At 58.4% G+C, this 18,182-nt stretch carries 10 protein-coding genes and 5 pseudogenes; 6 read left to right on the top strand and 9 right to left on the bottom strand.

The features are described from left to right. Positions 1-61: 61 nt before the first annotated feature. The 3 genes and pseudogenes from HCN50_RS00005 to HCN50_RS33175 form a co-directional block, all read right to left on the bottom strand. The gene (locus tag HCN50_RS00005) at positions 62-349 is read right to left on the bottom strand and encodes a transposase (protein ID WP_171707626.1); all 288 of its coding nucleotides are present in this window, start codon (positions 347-349) and stop codon (positions 62-64) included. A gap of 112 nt (positions 350-461) precedes the next feature. Next, positions 462-785 (bottom strand): aldehyde dehydrogenase family protein, encoded by a 324-nt coding sequence (locus HCN50_RS34605; RefSeq protein WP_171707627.1) that lies wholly within the window; start codon positions 783-785, stop codon positions 462-464. 426 nt (positions 786-1,211) lie between these two features. Then, positions 1,212-1,812, bottom strand: a pseudogene (locus tag HCN50_RS33175) (aminotransferase class III-fold pyridoxal phosphate-dependent enzyme); the annotation flags it as partial. Positions 1,813-1,896: 84 nt separating this feature from the next. Here HCN50_RS33175 and HCN50_RS00015 point away from each other — a divergent pair. From HCN50_RS00015 to HCN50_RS00040, 6 genes and pseudogenes are all read left to right on the top strand, one after another. Next, positions 1,897-2,699, top strand: a pseudogene (locus tag HCN50_RS00015) (IS5 family transposase). Between the two features lie 218 nt (positions 2,700-2,917). Further along, positions 2,918-3,757, top strand: a pseudogene (locus HCN50_RS00020) (transposase); the annotation flags it as partial. Positions 3,758-3,852: 95 nt separating this feature from the next. Then, positions 3,853-4,305, top strand: coding sequence for an IS66-like element accessory protein TnpA (gene tnpA, locus HCN50_RS34125; RefSeq protein ID WP_171707628.1), 453 nt, complete (start codon positions 3,853-3,855; stop codon positions 4,303-4,305). Continuing rightward, positions 4,266-4,652, top strand: a complete 387-nt coding sequence (gene tnpB / locus HCN50_RS00030; RefSeq protein ID WP_171707629.1) for an IS66 family insertion sequence element accessory protein TnpB — start codon at positions 4,266-4,268, stop codon at positions 4,650-4,652. The genes tnpA and tnpB overlap by 40 nt, the downstream gene beginning before the upstream one ends. Positions 4,653-4,751: 99 nt before the next feature. Continuing rightward, positions 4,752-6,334: pseudogene (gene tnpC / locus HCN50_RS34610) on the top strand (IS66 family transposase). Positions 6,335-7,821: 1,487 nt separating this feature from the next. After that, the gene (locus HCN50_RS00040; protein ID WP_235976668.1) at positions 7,822-8,121 is read left to right on the top strand and encodes a hypothetical protein; all 300 of its coding nucleotides are present in this window, start codon (positions 7,822-7,824) and stop codon (positions 8,119-8,121) included. Positions 8,122-8,674: 553 nt separating this feature from the next. Here the strand turns inward: HCN50_RS00040 and HCN50_RS00045 are convergent. The 6 genes and pseudogenes from HCN50_RS00045 to HCN50_RS33205 all read right to left on the bottom strand — a co-directional run. Beyond that, positions 8,675-9,673, bottom strand: coding sequence for an NADPH:quinone oxidoreductase family protein (locus HCN50_RS00045; protein WP_171707630.1), 999 nt, complete (start codon positions 9,671-9,673; stop codon positions 8,675-8,677). Positions 9,674-9,863: 190 nt separating this feature from the next. Next, positions 9,864-10,547, bottom strand: coding sequence for a hypothetical protein (locus HCN50_RS00050; RefSeq protein ID WP_171707631.1), 684 nt, complete (start codon positions 10,545-10,547; stop codon positions 9,864-9,866). A gap of 287 nt (positions 10,548-10,834) precedes the next feature. Then, positions 10,835-12,082, bottom strand: coding sequence for a diaminobutyrate--2-oxoglutarate transaminase (ectB, locus tag HCN50_RS00055; RefSeq protein WP_171708386.1), 1,248 nt, complete (start codon positions 12,080-12,082; stop codon positions 10,835-10,837). 830 nt (positions 12,083-12,912) lie between these two features. Next, positions 12,913-14,349, bottom strand: a complete 1,437-nt coding sequence (locus HCN50_RS00060; RefSeq protein WP_235976726.1) for an MATE family efflux transporter — start codon at positions 14,347-14,349, stop codon at positions 12,913-12,915. A 675-nt stretch (positions 14,350-15,024) separates the two neighbouring features. After that, positions 15,025-15,945 (bottom strand): TauD/TfdA dioxygenase family protein, encoded by a 921-nt coding sequence (locus HCN50_RS00065; protein WP_171707632.1) that lies wholly within the window; start codon positions 15,943-15,945, stop codon positions 15,025-15,027. A gap of 943 nt (positions 15,946-16,888) precedes the next feature. Continuing rightward, positions 16,889-17,514 (bottom strand): annotated as a pseudogene (locus HCN50_RS33205) (enoyl-CoA hydratase-related protein); the annotation flags it as partial. Positions 17,515-18,182 lie beyond the last annotated feature (668 nt).

Raw genomic sequence — 18,182 nt, forward strand, 5'->3', positions numbered from 1 at the left:
TGCCGGCGGATCGATAGCCTCTCATGATCGCGCTGAAGCAATCCTCGGCGATCCGGCGCGCTCATCTTCCGGACCTCCTGGCTAAGAAATCTCGCTCGACAGTCAATTGTCCGATCTTGGCGTGGAGTTTCTCGACCTCCAGTTCGTGGGCCGCCTCGCCATCCCGACCAGCGCCCGCGTCGAACGCCCGAACCGCTTGATCCTGAAGCTGCTTCTTCCACGCATAAATCTGGTTCACATGCACCTGGTAGCGCTGCGCCAGATCCGTAACCGTTGATTGCTCTCGCAGCGCCTCCAAGGCGATCTTTGCCTTCAGCGCCGCTTCGATTTTCCGTCTCGTCTTCTTCATGGTCCGCTCCGTTTATCAAAACGGAACGGCATCCGCACCACCTAAGCCGCCGGTCCAAAATCCGGGGTCCACTTCAGTTGACCTCCGAGATCGAGGACACACCGCTGCATTGTCAGCCGCTAGCTTCGCCAGTTGCTAACTGCCCGCCGTCCATCTCGTGAATGTCTGGGCTTTCACGACCGATGATTTTAAGAATGGTCGGAGATCTGCGCCGGCGGGCTGAATGCCAGAAGAGGCACGCCGACCGAGGATGCCTGCCTCCTGCAAGGACTCTGCGATATGGCCGGCGGCACTCGGGCACTCCTTCAGCACCCTTGAGGATCATGGGACAGCCGGCTGCGAGGGCCGCGGCGAGCTTGTGGGCGATCAGAATGACAGAATAGTTCCCGGGCGTGAAAGTGGCAACGACGCCGGACGGCTGCGGCACGATCACCACGTTGCATCCATCGGGATCGAGCGCATAGCTCCTCGGCCTGCCCGTTCGATTTCAACATTTCCACGGCCCTGGCGAAGCTCTCCTTTCGCATCAGCTATGGTTTTGCCCTGTTCATCCGACAAGGCCTTTGCAGGGCCCCGAGCTTCACACGAAGCATCCCGGCGGCGGCAAACCAGGAGCGCGCCACGCTGCCGGCGCGGCCGCCCAAGTCTCGCGCTCCGCTCTCAAGCGGCCTCGTTTAGATCCAGTCGTGGTGCCAATGCCACACGAGCGAACAACCTCCTCCGTTGCCGGATTGATCAGGGGGATCGAAGTGCCATGGCTACCGCCACGCCGCGCGCCATTAATGAAAACACTCGTAGCTCTTGCCATGGACATTGCGTGCTTTGTTGCTGCCGAGCCAGAGGTCACGGTTCTATAGGATGGTTATCTTTGCGTCAGTCTTTGTGGTCGCTTTAAGGCATGCTCGTCCATCACCGGGCACACCGCCATCTCTGCGATTGCCATTATCTCATCAAGTTCGCCCATTGTTATCACGAGCGGCGACGGGAAGTCGAAAATAGTGCGCCATTGCATGTGTGACCGGGGAATTGCGCAGATTTCGGCTTCAACCGCTTCTGGAGATACGCACCGACCTCACGTGCGTTGCCCGGAAGGTCCTTCCTTCAACTAAATCAAGGACTGCGCTTGCAGCCGCCGCCAATTGGATGACCAGAGTAAGTGTAGCCGTGCGAGAACGTACCGACCCGATCCGCGCCCTCTTCAGCAACCTGGTAGACTTTCTCCCTACGATGGCGGCCGACAGCGGAAGGTGGACCGAGTCAGGCTTTCGCGAAGTGATCAGGTCAGGTTCAATACAGTAGTTGTTGCGATCCGAACATAGAGACTGTGCGACCGACGCCCGTGATAACCTCGTCCGAGATCAGATATCGTGCTTCCTGAGGACCAGTTGGATGGCCTGCTAGTATCCTTCCGGCGGCGGAGTTACGCCGCCAGTACCGAGGACAGGCTCGCCGATGAAAGCGCCGTGTCCGGACCTTGACGTGCGATCGGCGATTCTTGTCTGGAGGCTGTTAGGAGCTGATTAACCGTAAGATCTGAGGCTTGCGGGATGTCGATTTCCCGCAAAGCCTATCCCTCTGACGTCTCTGATGATGAATGGGCGTGTCTCGCGCCGCATCTGACGCTTCTGCCGGCGGAGAGCACACAGAGGGTCCACGCCTTGCGCGAGGTGTTCAACGGTCTGCGCTATATCGTGAAGATGGGCGCGCGCCATGGCGCTGGATGCCGAACGATCTGCCGGCTTGGGAGATCGTCTATCAACAGGCACAGCGATGGTTGCGCGCGGGCTGCTTTGAGACCTTGGCCGAAGATTTGCGCATTGTCCTGCCCGTTGCGGTGGAACGAAACGCGCAGCTGACTACCGCGATCATCGACGGCCGAACCCTGCGCTCGACGCCCGAGAGCGGTGCTCGCTCGGGTTATGATGGAGCCAAGCGCAAGAATGGGGCGAAGCTGCACCTGGCGGTCGACACGCTTGGTCCTCTTCCGGCTCTCAATGTCACGCCCGCCAATGCCGACGATCGCGCCGAGGTCCGCCCGCATCGCCAAAGCCATTGAGGCGGAGACCGGCGAGAGTGTCGAGATCGCATTTGCCGATCAGGGCTACACCGGAGAAAAGCCAGCGGCAGCTGCAGCGGACATGGCATCGCCCTCGATATCATCAAACTGCCAGAAGCCCAGCGCGGCTTTGGGCTGCTGCCCAGACGCTGAGTGGTCGAGCGATCCTTCGCATCGGCCACCCGCTTCCGAAAGAGTACGAGCGATGCGCACAGACCCTCGTAGACCTCCATCTCATTGCCTTTGCTTGGCATCATGTTCAAAAACGTCGCTAAACTCGCCGCAGGTTCATAATAGCGAGCGGAAGCGTATAGACATGATCGATCGGTCAAAAACGTCATCAGATCGCCGATTGTGTTGAAAAACTCGCCTGTTGAAGGCGCGGAAGATCGCTGATTCACTTTGTCCTAGTGGGCGGGAGATGTGAATCGATGATGGGTCCGCGGCAGGTTGATCAGGCGGCGCTGTTTTACGAGTTCTCGCTTGAGCGGCACGTTCCGGCCACCCACCTGCTGCGCCGCTCTGTTCGGGAGTACCTCGACACCCTGGATGAGGCCGCTTGGGGCGCCGCGAGTGATACCGTGCCGAAGTTCATCTCGAAGTCGGACCCGGCCGCGCAATGGACAGGCGCTCACAAGGGGCATGCCTTCTTTGCCTATGCCAACAACTACCTGATCGATTTCAAGGCAGCGATCATCGTCGATGTCGAGGCGACGCGCGCCATCCGGCAGGCCAAGGTCGGCGCGGCACGCACAATGATCGAGCGCACTGAAGAACGTCTTGAGCTCTGTCCCGAACGCGTCGTCGCCGACAGTGCCTATAGGACCGCAGAGATGCTAGGCTGGCTGGTCGACGAGCGGTCGATCGAACCGCACATTCCGGTGTTCGACAAATCAGCCCGGACGACGGCACTTTCTCGCGAAGACTTCGCCTATGATCAGCAAAGTGACGTCTACATCTGCCCGGCTGGAACGGTGTTGGCTTCCACGGGGACCTTGGTGAATGATGGAGCCACACTGCTCTATCAGGCTAGCAAGCATGACTGCGATCCTTGCGAACTGAAACCGCGGTGTTGTCCGAAGACGCCCTCCCGCAGGGTCCCGCGTTCCATCCATGAAAAGACCAGAGACGTTGCGCGCGAAATTGCGCAAACTGATGCCTATGTCAGATCCCGGCGCGATCGAAAGAAAATCGAGATGCTGTTTGCCCATCTCAAGCGCATCCTGCGCCTCGACCGGCTCAGGCTAAGAGGTCCCTCAGGCGCTCGCGACGAGTTCCTCCTCGCTGCCACGGCGCAGAACCTACGCAAGCTCGCAAAGCTGATCCCGCTGCCCACGCTCCAGTCCGCCTAGGCACAATCAACGTGCGCGTCATTCAGGGACCACATGCTGAGAGCTGATCTGGTCGGTTAGGAAGATCTCGTGGATTGGTTCGTCACGAGGTCACCATGTCAAAAGATAGTTGTAAGGATGGCGATAAGGATAGGCATACGCCTATCCTCGAAGACGGCGCCGACACGCTGCCGCGTGTCGAGATCATCACCGGGACCGGCCGGCGCCGGCGCTGGTCGACCGATGCGAAAGGGGCGATTGTCGCAGAGAGTTTTGCGCCGGGTGCAAGCGTGTCCGCGGTGGCGCGGCGACATGACATCAGCCCAAGTCTGTTGTTTCTGTGGCGTCGTCAAACGACGCGGGCGAAGGGCGCGGAGCGCGGGGCCGGAGACGTGCCACCTGGCTTTGTGCCGGTCGCGATCACCGGCTGCGGGGGCAAATTGCGGTCGTGCGAGCAGCAGGCGGCAATCGAGATCGAGGTCGGCGCGGTTCGCATCCGTGTGAGAGAGACGGTCGACCGGCGGGCACTGTGCGAGGTGCTGGCGGCAGTCGGGACGGTTGGCCGCTGATCGGGCTGCGACCCGGGCTGTCGATCTGGATCGCGACGCAGCCGGTCGATTTCCGTCGCGGCATGGACTCGTTGGCGATGATGATGAGCGAGGCGTTTGGAGCCGATCCGTTCGACGGCGGACTTTATATCTTCCGTTCCAAGCGCCGAGATCGCGTGAAGATCCTGACCTGGGACGGAAGCGGTCTTGTCCTTTACTACAAGCGAATCGAGGGGCAGTTCACCTGGCCGCCGATCAAGGAAGGCGTCATGCCGCTGTCTCATGCTCAGTTCTCGGTGCTGCTCGATGGCTCAGACTGGAAGCGTGTGCCGATGCGTGTTGTGGATCAGCCAGCACGAGCTGGTTAATCCTTATCAAGAGTAGTTCGTCATTCATGCGGAGTTGTTGTACGATTACGCTGCATGATTGATTTGCCTTCCGATCCAGCATTGCTCCGACAAGCCGTGATGGCGCTATCGTCACGGCTTGCGGCGTTGTCGGCGGAATGCGGCGCGCTGGCAGCCGAGCGTGATGCGGCGATCGCCCAACGCGACGCTGCGGTCCAGGAGAACGACGAGCTCCTGATGATCCTGTCCCAGTACAAGCGCACGATCTTCGGTCCCCGCTCCGAGTCACTGGATCCCGGACAGCTGTCTCTCTTCACCATCACGGCGCAGGCGGCTCGTGCCGCCGCCAACGACGACGTGACAGGAGGCAGGCTGCCTGATGGAGCGGAAGGCCGAGGAAAGCGACCGGCGCGACGCAACCGGGGAAGCTTCCGGAGCACTTGCCGCGCATCGACGTCGTGATTGATATCGAGAGCCACATCTGCCCCTGCTGCGGCGAACGGCTGCACAAGGTCGGGCAGACCGTCAAGGAAGCCTTCGATGTTATTCCGATGCAGTACCGGGTCAAGCGCATTGTGCGTCCGCGGTACGGCTGCCGGGGATGCCGCCAGAGTGTGCTGCAGGCACCCGCGCCGGCCCAGGCGATCGACGGCGGGATGGTGACGGAAGCCTTGCTGGCACCACATCGCGGTGATGAAATATGGCTACCAGTTGCCGCTGTATCGGCAGGAACAGATGCTCGCCGCGCAAGGCATCACGCTCGACCGGCAGACGCTGGCCTCGTGGATGGGCCGCGCCGCCTGGTGGCTGAAGCCGCTTCACACGCTGTTGCGCGACACAGTGATGTCCTACCCGCGACTGTTTGCCGACGAGACGCCGCTGCCGGTTCTCGATCCCGGCCATGGCAGGACCAAAGTCTGCCAGTTCTGGGCGATCGCCACCGATGACCGTCGGTGGGGCGGCCTGGCGCCGCCGGCGGCGGTCTACATGTTTGCCGAGGATCGCAAGGCGATCCGCGCCAAGCAGCTGTTCGGGGGACTACCACGGCATCCTGCAGGTCGACGGCTATTCCGCCTACAAGGGCCTGATCAGGAACGGCGGCAGTCTGGTGCAGCTGGCTTTCTGCTTCGCGCATGCGCGGCGGAAATTCTGGGACGTTCACGGCGCGACGAAGTCGCCGATTGCCGCGGAAGCGCTGCAACGGATCGCGATGTTCTACGCCATCGAGGATCGCATCCGCGGTCTGCCGGCGGCGCACCGGGCTGCGTTGCGGCAAACCGACACCAGGCCGCTGATCGACGGACTTCAAACCCTGGCTCGAGGCGCGACTGCTGGAAGTCTCGAAGAAGTCCGGTCTGGTCAAAGCCATCCGCTACACCCTCAAACCATTGGGACGGCCTGACGCGCTTCACCGATGACGGACGCATTGAAATAGACAGGAATACGGTCGAGCGCAGCATCGAGCCGATAGGCCTGGGAAGAACTACTTGTTCGCCGGCAGTGAAGGCGGCGCCGAGACATGGGCCATTCTCGCGTCGCTCATCAACACGGCAAAGCTGCAAGACGTCGACCCGCGGCACTACCTGAGCGATGTTCTCGAGCGCATCGTCTCCGGGCGTACAAAGATCAATCAGCTGCACATGCTGTTGCCGTGGAATTGGAAGGCCGAGTGCGACAGTTCGCAGGCAAAGCTCGCCGCCTGATCAGTTCGACGGCAGGGCATCTGGCACTTCCTGCGCATCGCTGGTCGTCATAGATCTCCTCGCGGATCACGCGCAGCGTCACCTCGTGCAGATAGACTTGCAACGCCCTCTCCAGCTCGCTGAACTCCGGCAGCAGAACTTTGTCAACGAAGCCTCGTGACGCACGGATCATCACCGTGTTGCGTCGCTGGCGGTGATAACGAAACGGCCGCAGCCCGTACCGGCGGCAAAGCGCCAAGAACAGGTGCCGCACCATTGGTTAGAAGTGAGAATTGCTGCTCGATCGGTGGATCGTGGCGAGCCAGCTCCTCGACCCGGGCACGCACCCGCTGTAGCGCAGCTTCCGCCGCAAGGCGCTCACCAGCAGTTCAGCACCCGCAAACAACGCCTCGATCTTCCGAAGCTTCTCGCGTAGCTGCGACTCGCTGGTCATTCCGAGGTCCCGTTGTCCGCTCCACCCGCGATCACCCCATCATCACGCTATGGCAGCGTCAATCACCTCGATCGGACAATCCAAAGCATTCCGCGCAAGTCAAGGCCGGGCACGGTGATTCTCTCGTGACGCTCACCAATCAACGACCCCGTGCGCCCGGCGCGTTGTCGGACCCTAGATCATCAGTTCGCGGGCTTCTTCAACACAATCCGCCAGTTGAAGTCGCCAGTGGATTTAAACGCTGGTTTTGCCGCAGGCACGATCGAATATTTTGAGCAGTTCCAATTTTTCCATGGAAGCCCGGACATTAAGTGCTTCAAGACGATGGGATAGCGCGCCAATGCCAAACGCATCCTGCATGAGGACACACAAGGTCGTGATCCTCAAGCGAACGTTCGAGCTCTGTACCAGGCGACCGGCATCATCTTTCTTCCATTCTCGTCGTGCCGTCCATGTCCCATTGCAGACCCCTGATGTCGGAAAGCCACCGACAAAAGCGACACGACCGTCCGCCGGACCTTAGCGGGCAGTGCGTTTCTTTCGTCAGGCAGGGCGCGCATCAGGTTTGACGAGTGGCACGCCAATTGCTGGGATGGAAGAGAAAGAGCCTCCGTCAACGCTAGGAATTTCGCTCCAGAGATTGCCCTGACGCCTTCCATACTGATCCTAATGGACGCGTCGATAAAGCTTGTGCTTGACAGCGTCGAAGCGGCAAGCATCAACGCGGTTGCCGCGAACTTCACCAAGCCGACCAGGGACATTGCTGGCATTTTCGACAGAACACCTGCCAGGAGGTTGTGCTTGGCTTCGGCGCAAGTGGACAGTTTTACAGCCAGAGCAAACCAGGCGCGTCGTTCCGGGTGATTCTCGCGGCGGACGATCGCCGCTCTGAGGAAACTGACTGAACCATGGTCTCGCAGTACCGCACGGCAGATATTGGATCGCGGCAAGTCAAAGCTTACGACAGGCTGATACTTTTGAAGCGGCTATAGTACGGATTTGGAAATGTCGGCTGAGGAGCATACTCTTCTAAGGTCATGGACGGATGATGATCATGAAGTGCGTCGAACCTCCTTCGTGCAACTCCACGGCGCCGACCGTCTTTGTTGGTAGGAATCGTCGTGGCGCCTGGGTCGTCCGCGAACAGAACGGCACTTTTGGTGGCCTGTTCGTGACCCGCGCCCAAGCGCTGAAATACGCGCGGTTCGAGAATGGCCATCATCCAGAAACCATCGTGGAGGTGTCCCGCGAAATTGAACTCGATATCCCCGCCGACACGTCGGCGCAATCGAGGACGGTCGAGGTGACTGAACCTTGCAGCGCGCCTGCGGGGAGCAGATCGTTGATATCGTAATTCCGCTGACGCGACCATCTAGTTTTCATAGGGTGATCATCACGGGCGGCGAACACTCTAGCCAACCTCAGATCATTTGCAGTGGATGGCAGCAGCCCGCCAAGGCCCATGGCCGCGAATTCTAGGCCGACTACGTCGCTCCGCGTTGCCGATGGACGCTGGTATCGCAATAGTTTCGAGCACAGCCTTACCGAGATCGAGGGGCCGGCTCTCCTAAGGGATCGATCTCGGATTACTCCACGACGCCTTGCGGCGTGCGCTGAAACTCTGAACACGTGGAATTAAATCATCGGATCAGGAAGGCGCCTTGAAACGCGACCATATCATGCCCAACGTTTCAAGCCTCCGTCGTTTTTTAGCAGGGATCGACTAGCGCGCCTAGGATGCCTGGCCGAGCCGCGGCCGACTCCGCTAAACGGAGCCATGGCACGCCGGCCTACACAGCGCACTGGCAACCTCGCCGCCCTGTCATTATCGAAAAGCGATGAGCTGGGCGTCTGCGATTGCAATAACCAGGTCGAGCTCGCACGCCACTCGAATGCTACTTGTGAATTCAATCGATATTGACGACGATCTTTCCCATTGCCTTTCGAGTTGCCAGTTGGGCGATGGCATCGCCCGCTTCTGCCAAGGGGAAGCGCGCCGATATGCAAGGTCGCAGCTTGCCAGCTTGATACCACTCGAGTAATTCGGCTGCAGCGCGACTAAAATGGTCAACGCTACGGTCAAGCCACGGCCCCAAGAACACCCCGACGATTTTGCAAGACTTAAGTAAAGCAAGATTGAGCGGAATCTGTGGGATGCCTCCGGTGAATCCTACAACGAGGAAACGACCATCCCAAGCTATCGCGCGCAAAGCCGCCTCTGAATAGTACCCGCCTACAACGTCACATACGACGTGAGCTCCGTGGGGATCGCAAGCCCCTTTGAGAAGGCGTGCAACTTCTCTGCGGGAGGATGCATCGAACGGCGCAGTTGGATATATCACCGCGCGGTCTGCTCCGTGCTTTCGGGCTAACCTCGCTTTCTCAGGTGTAGAAACTGCGGCCACAACGCGAGCACCCATCGCTTTGCCAATTTCAATTGCCGCAAGGCCGACGCCACCAGCCGCTCCAAGCACAAGGAGAGTTTCACCGACTCTCAGTGCACCCCTCTCCTTCAATGCGTAGTAGGACGTACCGTAGGTCAGAATGAACGCGGAGGCTTCGTCAAACGGCATTTCGTCCGGTATCACGGCACAACGGCTCGCGCTTATGGCAATCTTCTGCGCCATTGCCCCCCATCTGGAAAATCCCATGACGCGATCGCCTAGTTGAAACGAGGAAACGCCGCCACCAATCGCTTCGACTATGCCAGAAAATTCGGCACCCGGAGAAAATGGCCGCTTTGGCTTGAATTGATACTTGTCCTCTATGATCAGTGTGTCCGGAAAGTTTACCCCGCTGGCTTTGACGCGAACGACGATCTGGCCGGGGGCAGCCACCGGGTCGTCAACCTCTTCTAGAACAAGCGTCTCGGGCCCCCCGATCGATCTACTCATAATCGCTTTCATGCCTGCTCCGTGTGAACGGTGTAAAAGAGAGACTCGAACCAAAGGAGCGTATGAATAGCCAGCTCATCATGTACTCCTCCAATGTTGGGTGCCTAACGCTCTCCCACGTCTTAGCGACAGCGTAGCATACAAAGATTAAGTGGCACCCGGTTGCGCCGGCGAAAATGATGGGGCTAGAAGAGCCCTATGTCTATCGTTGATCAATCTCGCTCCTCAACTCCTCGCCGGTTATCCAAATAAGCCAATCGTCGTCCACAATGTGGTATGCTACCAGCTGCAATATCGACCCACCGGGTTCACAATGTGTATATCCGTTTTGCGCAACAACGCCCTTATCAACTCGCCAGCGCGGCACAAGTCCACATACGAAGTCAGGAGCCCACATTGCAAACGACACGCCGCGTGCTATTCCCGATATGATCTTGGGTATGCCCTGTCCTCTAAAGTCTCTGCGCACCCAAAGATCCCCGTGATAAGCTACTTTCCCGGTTATCTTCTTCGCGCTTGGTGCTATGCAAGTACAACGGTCCTGAGGATGCGCATGCACAGTTGGGTCGGCGTAAAACGCTTTCAGCGAATGAAGATGTTCTGCAAAGTTGCTGTGCGAAAGGTCATAAAGTCGAGCAGCCTCTAGAAGCGCAACCTCGTCATACTTATCGACGCCTATGATCCAATATCCGTCGCCGGATTTAATTGGCGAGCGATCTGGCCGGAAATTTGGATATGTCGGCCCCTTTGTTGGAGTGGCGCCCGTGATCGAGACGTACTCATGAAAATCGAATCCTATCGAAAGCTTGATGCCTTTTTGAGCGGCGGCGCCATCATATACCCGAAGGAAACGTGAGACTTGCAACGGATTGACCACGCCTGTCATTGCTATACCTTGGTCCTGTGGTGACGAGCTGCGTTCTCGCTATACGGCGCATTACTAACTGACGGTACATCATTAACAACGGATCGTTTGGCAATGCCACGTTTCGAATGTCGCCGTTTCAACTCTCAGCGGCCTAGGCTGCGCAAAATCCTCCATCGGACGATCAGCTGAGCAATTTCGGCCAGCTCCGCCGATTACCCGATACTCTCCCCGCGCGGTCACGCGATCCTCCCCCGACTCTCATCTCGTCTGGCTGAATGCTGGAGGTCGAGTCACTAGGACCCGGCCTATCTCACTGTTTCGGCCAAAGCTTCCTCGAATATCTCAAGCCCTTGGTTCAGTGTCTGAACGTCGATCGTCAGCGCAGGCAAGAATTTTACGACCTGATCAACAGGCCCGCATCGCTCAACAATCAATCCCTTCTCAAAGGCCTTCCGAGTCGTAGCCTCTGCAACTTCAGTCGTGCGGCAGTCAAACCCCAACACCATGCCCCTCCCTCGAACAGCAAAACTATTTTCGTACTCGGAGGCGATGGCCTCAAGTCGGCGCCGCATAAGTTCTCCTATGCTTTGAACCCCCTGCGAGAACGTCCTGCTACGCCAATAAAGATTTATAGCTGCGGTTGCAGATACAAGTGCAAGGTTGTTTCCTCGAAACGTGCCCGTGTGTTCTCCTGGCCGCCAAGCGTCGAGCCCCTCTTTGATCAATAGCATTGATAATGGCAGACCGTACCCGCTTAGCGATTTCGACAATACGACAATGTCTGGCGACAAAGCTGCGAACTCGAAGCTAAAGAATTCACCCGTGCGACCACAGCCCATCTGGATATCGTCAACGATGAAAAGCGCGCCAACATCCTTTGCTGTCGCCTGAATTGATTGCAGCCACTCCTTGCTAGCTACGTTTATACCGCCTTCCCCCTGCACAGTTTCGACGAGAATGGCAGCTGGACGATCGATGCCGCTGCCCTCGTCCATTAATACCGTTCGCAGATAGTCAGCCGTATCAACAACCTGCTCAAGATAGCCATCAAAGGGCATGAAAGTTGCGCCTGATAGAGAAACGCCGCTGGCTGTGCGATAAAAGCGGTTACCGCTCGCGGCAATCGCTCCTAAACTCATGCCATGATATCCATGCGTAAATGAAATGATGTTTTGACGTCCTGTGACTTTGCGTGAGAGCTTTAAAGCTGCCTCAACAGCATTAGCACCTGTTGGCCCCGTGAATTGGAACCGGTACTGCATATCCCGCTCCCGAAGTATGACAGAGCTGAAAGTCTGCATAAATTCGAGCTTTGCAGGAGTGGCCATGTCAAGCCCGTGGACTACGGCATCCGATGCTAGATACTCAGTAATAGCTTCTTTGATCCGGTGGTTGTTGTGGCCATAGTTAAGCGCTCCAGCACCGGAGAGGAAGTCAATGAGTTTCCGACCATCCTCCGTTAGCATAATGGAGCCGCGCGCTCGACTAAGAATGGCCGGAAACGAACGTGAGTACGAACGGACATTTGATTCTAGGATTTCGAAAGCCTGCATACTATGTGACTCACCAATCGATCCACCCATGGCCATTCCTTCGCAAGTATGAGACTCAATGAGCACGCTCGCTTCTGTCAAATTGCCCGAGCTGTGGACGTAGCGATCTCGGTGGGACCCATGTTGCACGACGCGTGTCTCCCAAAATGGCTGCACTAACGTACCTGAGAACCGGGCAAAACGAACCTATTAATGCTAGTAGTCTTTCAGAATTTTGTATGTACCCTGCCCTGTAGGCCGCGTGTCAACCCCTGGGCGGCGACACTGCGATAGTTGCCGCGGCTGTTCTTCTTGTCTGACAAGCCCGAAGAAGCGCTCGACCCGGTTGAGTCATGAAGAACTGAGCGGCGCTAGGTGCACGAGCCAAGGCGACCTTTAGCCACCGCTTGCCCTTGTCGTGATAATCTTCTTCATGGCGTTACTTTTCTTCTCGTGGCTTCGATACCCCGAGCTTAAGAGCTCAAGGCGAGCAACGCCGCTCCTCCTATTTCAACGGCCGACGGGACATTCCCCAGGCAGACACTTACTTCGCTAGAATCTTTAATCTTTGGGATCTGGGCGAATTCCGATATCCCTTGTCAGGTTAAGCGAGGTCAACGGGGGCAACCGAATCGCCGTTGTTCACGACTACGAGAATTGATTGACAGCTCGTCGCCCCGGACGTCTAGTCCGCGTTTTAGAAGAAGCCCCGACAAAAGCATTTCCCAATACAACTCTTTGACAATCTTCAAGGTTTGCGAGCAGAGCCACTTCATCGAGCGTCCGGCATTCATCGACTCCAGGGTAGCGTGGCCGTCTGCTGCAGATCGCGCAATGTCCATCTGGCGTGATCAAAGATGTTGGGATACACCGCAGCGCTCGCCTGCAATAGGATCGTCCCGCGCAGTCCTTTGTTGGTTCTGAAGAGCAAGCCTATTTACGAGCAGGTGGAAACGCAGGACGAGGAGCCCCGCATAGACGGTCACTCCGATTGATAAGCCAATCCAGATACCAATGGCACCAAGGCCGATCTTCAATCCAAGCACGTAGCTAAAGGAAAGGCCGATCAGCCCTAGAGCGGCCCCGGCAAACAGAAGCGGCACCCGCGTGTCCTTAAGTCCGCGCAAACTGCCCGCCGCAATGACTTGCACGGCATCACTGATAAAGTAGCTCGCGCCGACCGAAAGGAGCTTTGCGGCTAGTCCGATCGTCGCGTCGGTGTCGCGGACCGATTTGTCCAGAAACAACTCGGCAATCTCAAAACGCGCGGCGATTACCCCAAGTGTTAGCATCGCGACGATCACGATACCGAGCAGCATCGCGGCTAGACCTGCCCTCTTGATGCCGGGACCGTCGTTGCGGCCGACCGCATGGCCAACGCGCACGGCCGCCGCCATGCTGATGCCGAAAGAGATCATGAACAGGGTCGCTGAGACCTGAAGCGCGATTTGATGAGCGGCAAGCGTGATGGTGCCGATCAGGCCCGCAAAGAGCGCTGCGACCGACACTAGTCCGTACCCGATCAATGAGGCGATTGAGATCGGCGCCCCGATTACGATCAACTGCCGCATTCGGAGCCAATCAAAGCGCCAGAGATGTGCAAGCACGTGGTAATCGCGAAAAGGGGGACGCATTGTGGCGAACCACAAACCGGCCAAAAAAGTCCCACAATTCACTAGGGTGGTCGCGACACCTGCCCCGAACAGCTCCAGCCGGGGCAGGCCGAGCTTCCCATAGATCAGCAGATAAGCCAGCAGGGCGTTGACGGGGACGGCCGCGAGCGTGATCCACAAAACCGGCTCCGGTCGGTTGACCGCGCCCATGAAACTACGGATGGCCTGAAAGCATAGCGCGGGCGCCACGCCCGCGGTCAGTCCGAACAGATATTGCTGGGCGAGGCGCGCCGCATCCGGAGCCTGGCCGAGACCGAGTAGCAATTGCTCGCCCCGCAGCGCAACCGCCATGATCGGGAGCGACAGCACCAGCGCCGCCCACAGCCCCATGCGCAGCGAACGCCGTACGAGGGATAGATTATTTGCCCCAAACGCCTGCGCCGTCAATGGTGCGATCGGCGCCAGCAGACCGACGCCGAAGATGAAACTAACGAGATAGACCCTAACGGCCAGTGCTGCCGCGGCAAACGCCTCAATGCCGATGCGCCCGATGAAGGCAAGATCGGTCGTCATCATCGCGACCTGCGCAACCTGGGTCAGCACCATCGGAAACGCGAGTTTCGCGGTTTCGCCGAGCTCGACAGCGAGCTGATGGCCGATCGCCCGTCTCGTCATTTCGTGTCGCGAAGCCGATACCGATTCTGTTTCGCCCATATTTTGCATGGAAATCAAGCTGCCCGGCTGCTTCGGCGACAAACGATCTCTTGTTTCACCGCGAGATCTCCGCTCTGAATTCGCGATGACCCGCAAATGCATACGCTGGATTGAATAGCGATAATCTCATATGCCCTCGCTGCGACTCCGTGATCATGCGATGCTGGATGACATCTCCTCTTCAAGGCTCGTGCCACCTTTGAGAGCTCGACTTATATGGGCTGTCGGCTCAAGCGGACGCGTCGTGGCCGGACAGCATGTCGCAAATCCGACGGTCGGTATCGGAGGCGCTTGAGCCAAGGCGAAATCATCGCTCTCGTTCGCATTGCTATCGGGCCGGCCTATCGGGTGCAGTTCCATCCGGAATACGTCCTCGAGAAGGACAGACACAGCTTGGACTTATTGCAACCTAGCACACGCTCGCTGGGCGTGAGGACGACCTGCCCCGCCCCTTGGTAAGAGCCTGTTCCAAGGGCGTAGGCTACGGCTGGGTGGACAAGAATGGCCGCAACGACGAAGGCCCGATCGCCTTGCCACGCGCGGCCAGTCTGATCTGCAGATACTGTGAGCAGCCAGCGCGCACGTAGGCGGAGCAGCGCCTGCATCGGCCGGATCTCCGTGAAATTTGCGACCGCGCTAGACGACCTTTGCGGGCGGCTGCTTCGTCAGCTTGGCACGCGATATACTGCATCGGCCGTCGACGCCGACGGGCACCTCGCCATCGATAGCCGCGCGACGAACGACGCGATCCTGGTCGCCGTAATCGTTGCTCGCACGATGCATCGTGGCGCGGTTGTCCCACATAACGACGTCGCCTTGCTTCCAGTTCCAGCGCACGGTGTTTTCCGGCGCGGTAATATGAGATTCGAATAGATCGAATAACCTTTGGCCGTCATATTTCGGGATATCAACAAAATGTGTCACATAAGCGCCGAGCACCAGCGCGCGCTCGCCGGTCTCGGGATGGACACGCACTACTGGATGCTCGGTCTCGTACTTAGCTCTGGCGTTGAGCTCGTCATAACGCTTCCTATCGGCTTCGCTGGGGCGGACGGTGACGGCGAAGTCGAACGCCATGCTGTGGACAGCCCAAAGGTCATCGGCAAGCCGTTGCAGCGGCGGGGGCAGGTCGAGATATGCGGCCGCGGTGTTTGACCACACTGTGTCACCGCCGACTGGTGGGATCACAACGCCTCGCAGCACCGAAATCTTGGGATAGCTATCCATGCAGGACCAATCGATGTGCCAATAGTCAGCCCTGACACCTCCGCGTGCAATCTCAAAGATCGCCGTCGTTCCCTCGGCAGCACCTAGCGGCGGCGGCGCAAGATTTCCGAAACGAAGAGCAAAGCCCTCCTGCTCGGAGTCGTCGAGATGACCCTGGTCGCGGAAGAAGATGACCTTATGCTCAAGCAGCAGACCATTTATCGCAGCGATCGTCTGGTCCGGCAAATCGCCCGACAGCTTGACATTCCTGATTTCAGCGCCGATGCGCGCCGCGCGTTTGATGACATCGGCACGCGGAATGACATTATCGATCAACGCCTTTTCGCTCATGGTATATCCTCCAAGGTTACGATTTCTCCACCAGACCAAGCCATTCAGCCGCGACAGATCCTTCGGTGAGCTTCTCACGATCGCCGAGGCTGTCTCGTTTGGTCCAAGCGAGTTTGAAGCGCAGCGAGCGGAACGGTAGGTAACATTGCTGGCTTTCATGACGTGATCCCCAGCAAGGGCCATGCCAGCCGCGAAGACCGCGCCTCAAGGCGTTCATTACCCAAGGAAATGGCTCATGTTTCCAGCGACAGCACAGCCTCGCGCGTTGGTTTGTCTTCCAGCCTTGAGCACGATCATCGGCGTGACCGTATCACCTCACACATCGGCGTGAGAGCCTCTATCCTCGAGGGCGGTGCGCGCGAACCCGCCGTCGATTCCCGGCGGAGCGTTTTAGTTCGGGCGCGTACTAGGCAAGGCTGATGGCCGGAACAAGACAGCCATTGTCGGGCTTCAATCAGCCGCACCAGTCCGGGAACAGGTGGTGCGCGGCGAGCCGCCACGGTGCAATCGAGAGCCGGCTGCTGATTTCGCGCGACTCGCGCCGGTGCCGGCGCCAACACGGCTGATGGTTGTGCTATCTCTGACGGCGGTGCAGCGGGGCGATCAAACACCGGCAGAGGACTGCTGGCTAGTCAGACGAACGAAAGCGCCGAACAGCACGACAAATTGCGGAGGCGCAGCGGCCGAGGGTCTTGGGAGCTCGGGAAGGGCAGACCGTCCGCTCCGCGGTTGCAGGAAGTCCTACGCGCGCGCCTCGTGCAGCTATGTTCCGATCGAATCCGACTTTTCGGCTGGAGACGTACTCCGTCGCAGACGGTTTTTGCTCGTATTGCGGTAGTCCCATCTGCTAGACTTGGCGCGATACGCCTTTTTAGTGCTGCAGGAGATATCTGGGCCAGCGAGGCTAGGGCGTTTTGCAGAGCAAGTGTTTTAAGGTCGTGTTCACCGCCAGATACTCGCGCTGGTGGGCCATCGCCTTTCAGCGAGACGCCAAGGCCGCGCTGCATCGTCTGCTTTGACGCGCGGATCGATGTTGGCGAGTTCTTGCAAATCACTTCGGCCCAGAGCTCCGCGGCTCCAGTGCTTCGCCCGCTACGGTACCACCTCATTTACAAAGCCGAGCTAGTATCCTTTGTACGCCGAGACTTGCTGGGCGGTCCGGATCATGCCAATGGCGTGCTTCGGGCCGACTTGTCGCGGCAGACGGAGTAGGCCATACCTAAGCGCTGCCAGTCCGATGCGCCGCTCGTGCGGCGCACAAGTCGCATTCTCAGAGGCGATGATAGGTCGCAGGCGAGCGAAAACTCAAACCCGCCGTCCAAGGCGACGTCATCGACGGCGCCAATGATCCGCTTGACGCATTCGAAGCGCGAGGTGCCCGGCAAAGGCGCCCTTGTCGTTCCAACTTCGTTTTCCTCCGGCGACCTGCCCTTGTCGTTGCCGGCGCAAAACGCCTTGTCGCCGTGCCCGTGACGATCGCGCTCCATTGCTTGGTTCGGCAGAGAAATCGTCGAACACCGTGTTGAGCTCGAAATCCGCCTCGATAGGCAGCGCGTTGTACACCTGCGGACCGCGACGGCGTGACGGAGATGCGGCTTTGCACTCTCTTTCGAAAATCTCAGATCCATGTTGACTACCTTGCGTTTTCTGTGGCACCTCGACTTAGCCCGGTCCATGACCTCGAAATCCGCGAACCGCATCAGCGCGCTGTCGCACCCATGTCGCAGATCTCCTGCACCACGCAGGGCCGGGGACTCCACCTCTCGAATGCTTAATACCGACCTTCGCTCCATACTGCACGAGCTCGATGTCGATCCCCCGGCCGGCGTCGATGACGAAATGTACCACTTCTTCGCAGCATCGCCAGACTCCTCTGAGGGTCGTTTTGGTGATTAAGCCGTCAACCGCGGTTAGCCAAACGCCGATGGCGGCGAAGATGACCGGGTTGATGTCGATCTCGTCGGCTAGATCGGTGCAGAGAGTGCCAGACCTGAGGATACAGTACGGCCCACGCCATCCAAGTTCACTGCTCAGCAGTAAATTGACCCAATGGACCAAGAAGAGACATACACAGCGCAGTAATTGTCGTCGGCCCATTGTTTTTGGCTAACGTCTTACTCTCGACAGCCTAGCATCTTTGAACCGGTTCGCGTGCCCTGCCGAGGAATTCGAGTGCAATCATTCACCTCATATCGCAAGTTCGTGGGTGGATTGATTGTAAATTTTGCGGTAAAGTC

This window comes from Bradyrhizobium archetypum (genome assembly GCF_013114835.1).
Classification (GTDB): Bacteria; Pseudomonadota; Alphaproteobacteria; order Rhizobiales; family Xanthobacteraceae; genus Bradyrhizobium; species Bradyrhizobium archetypum.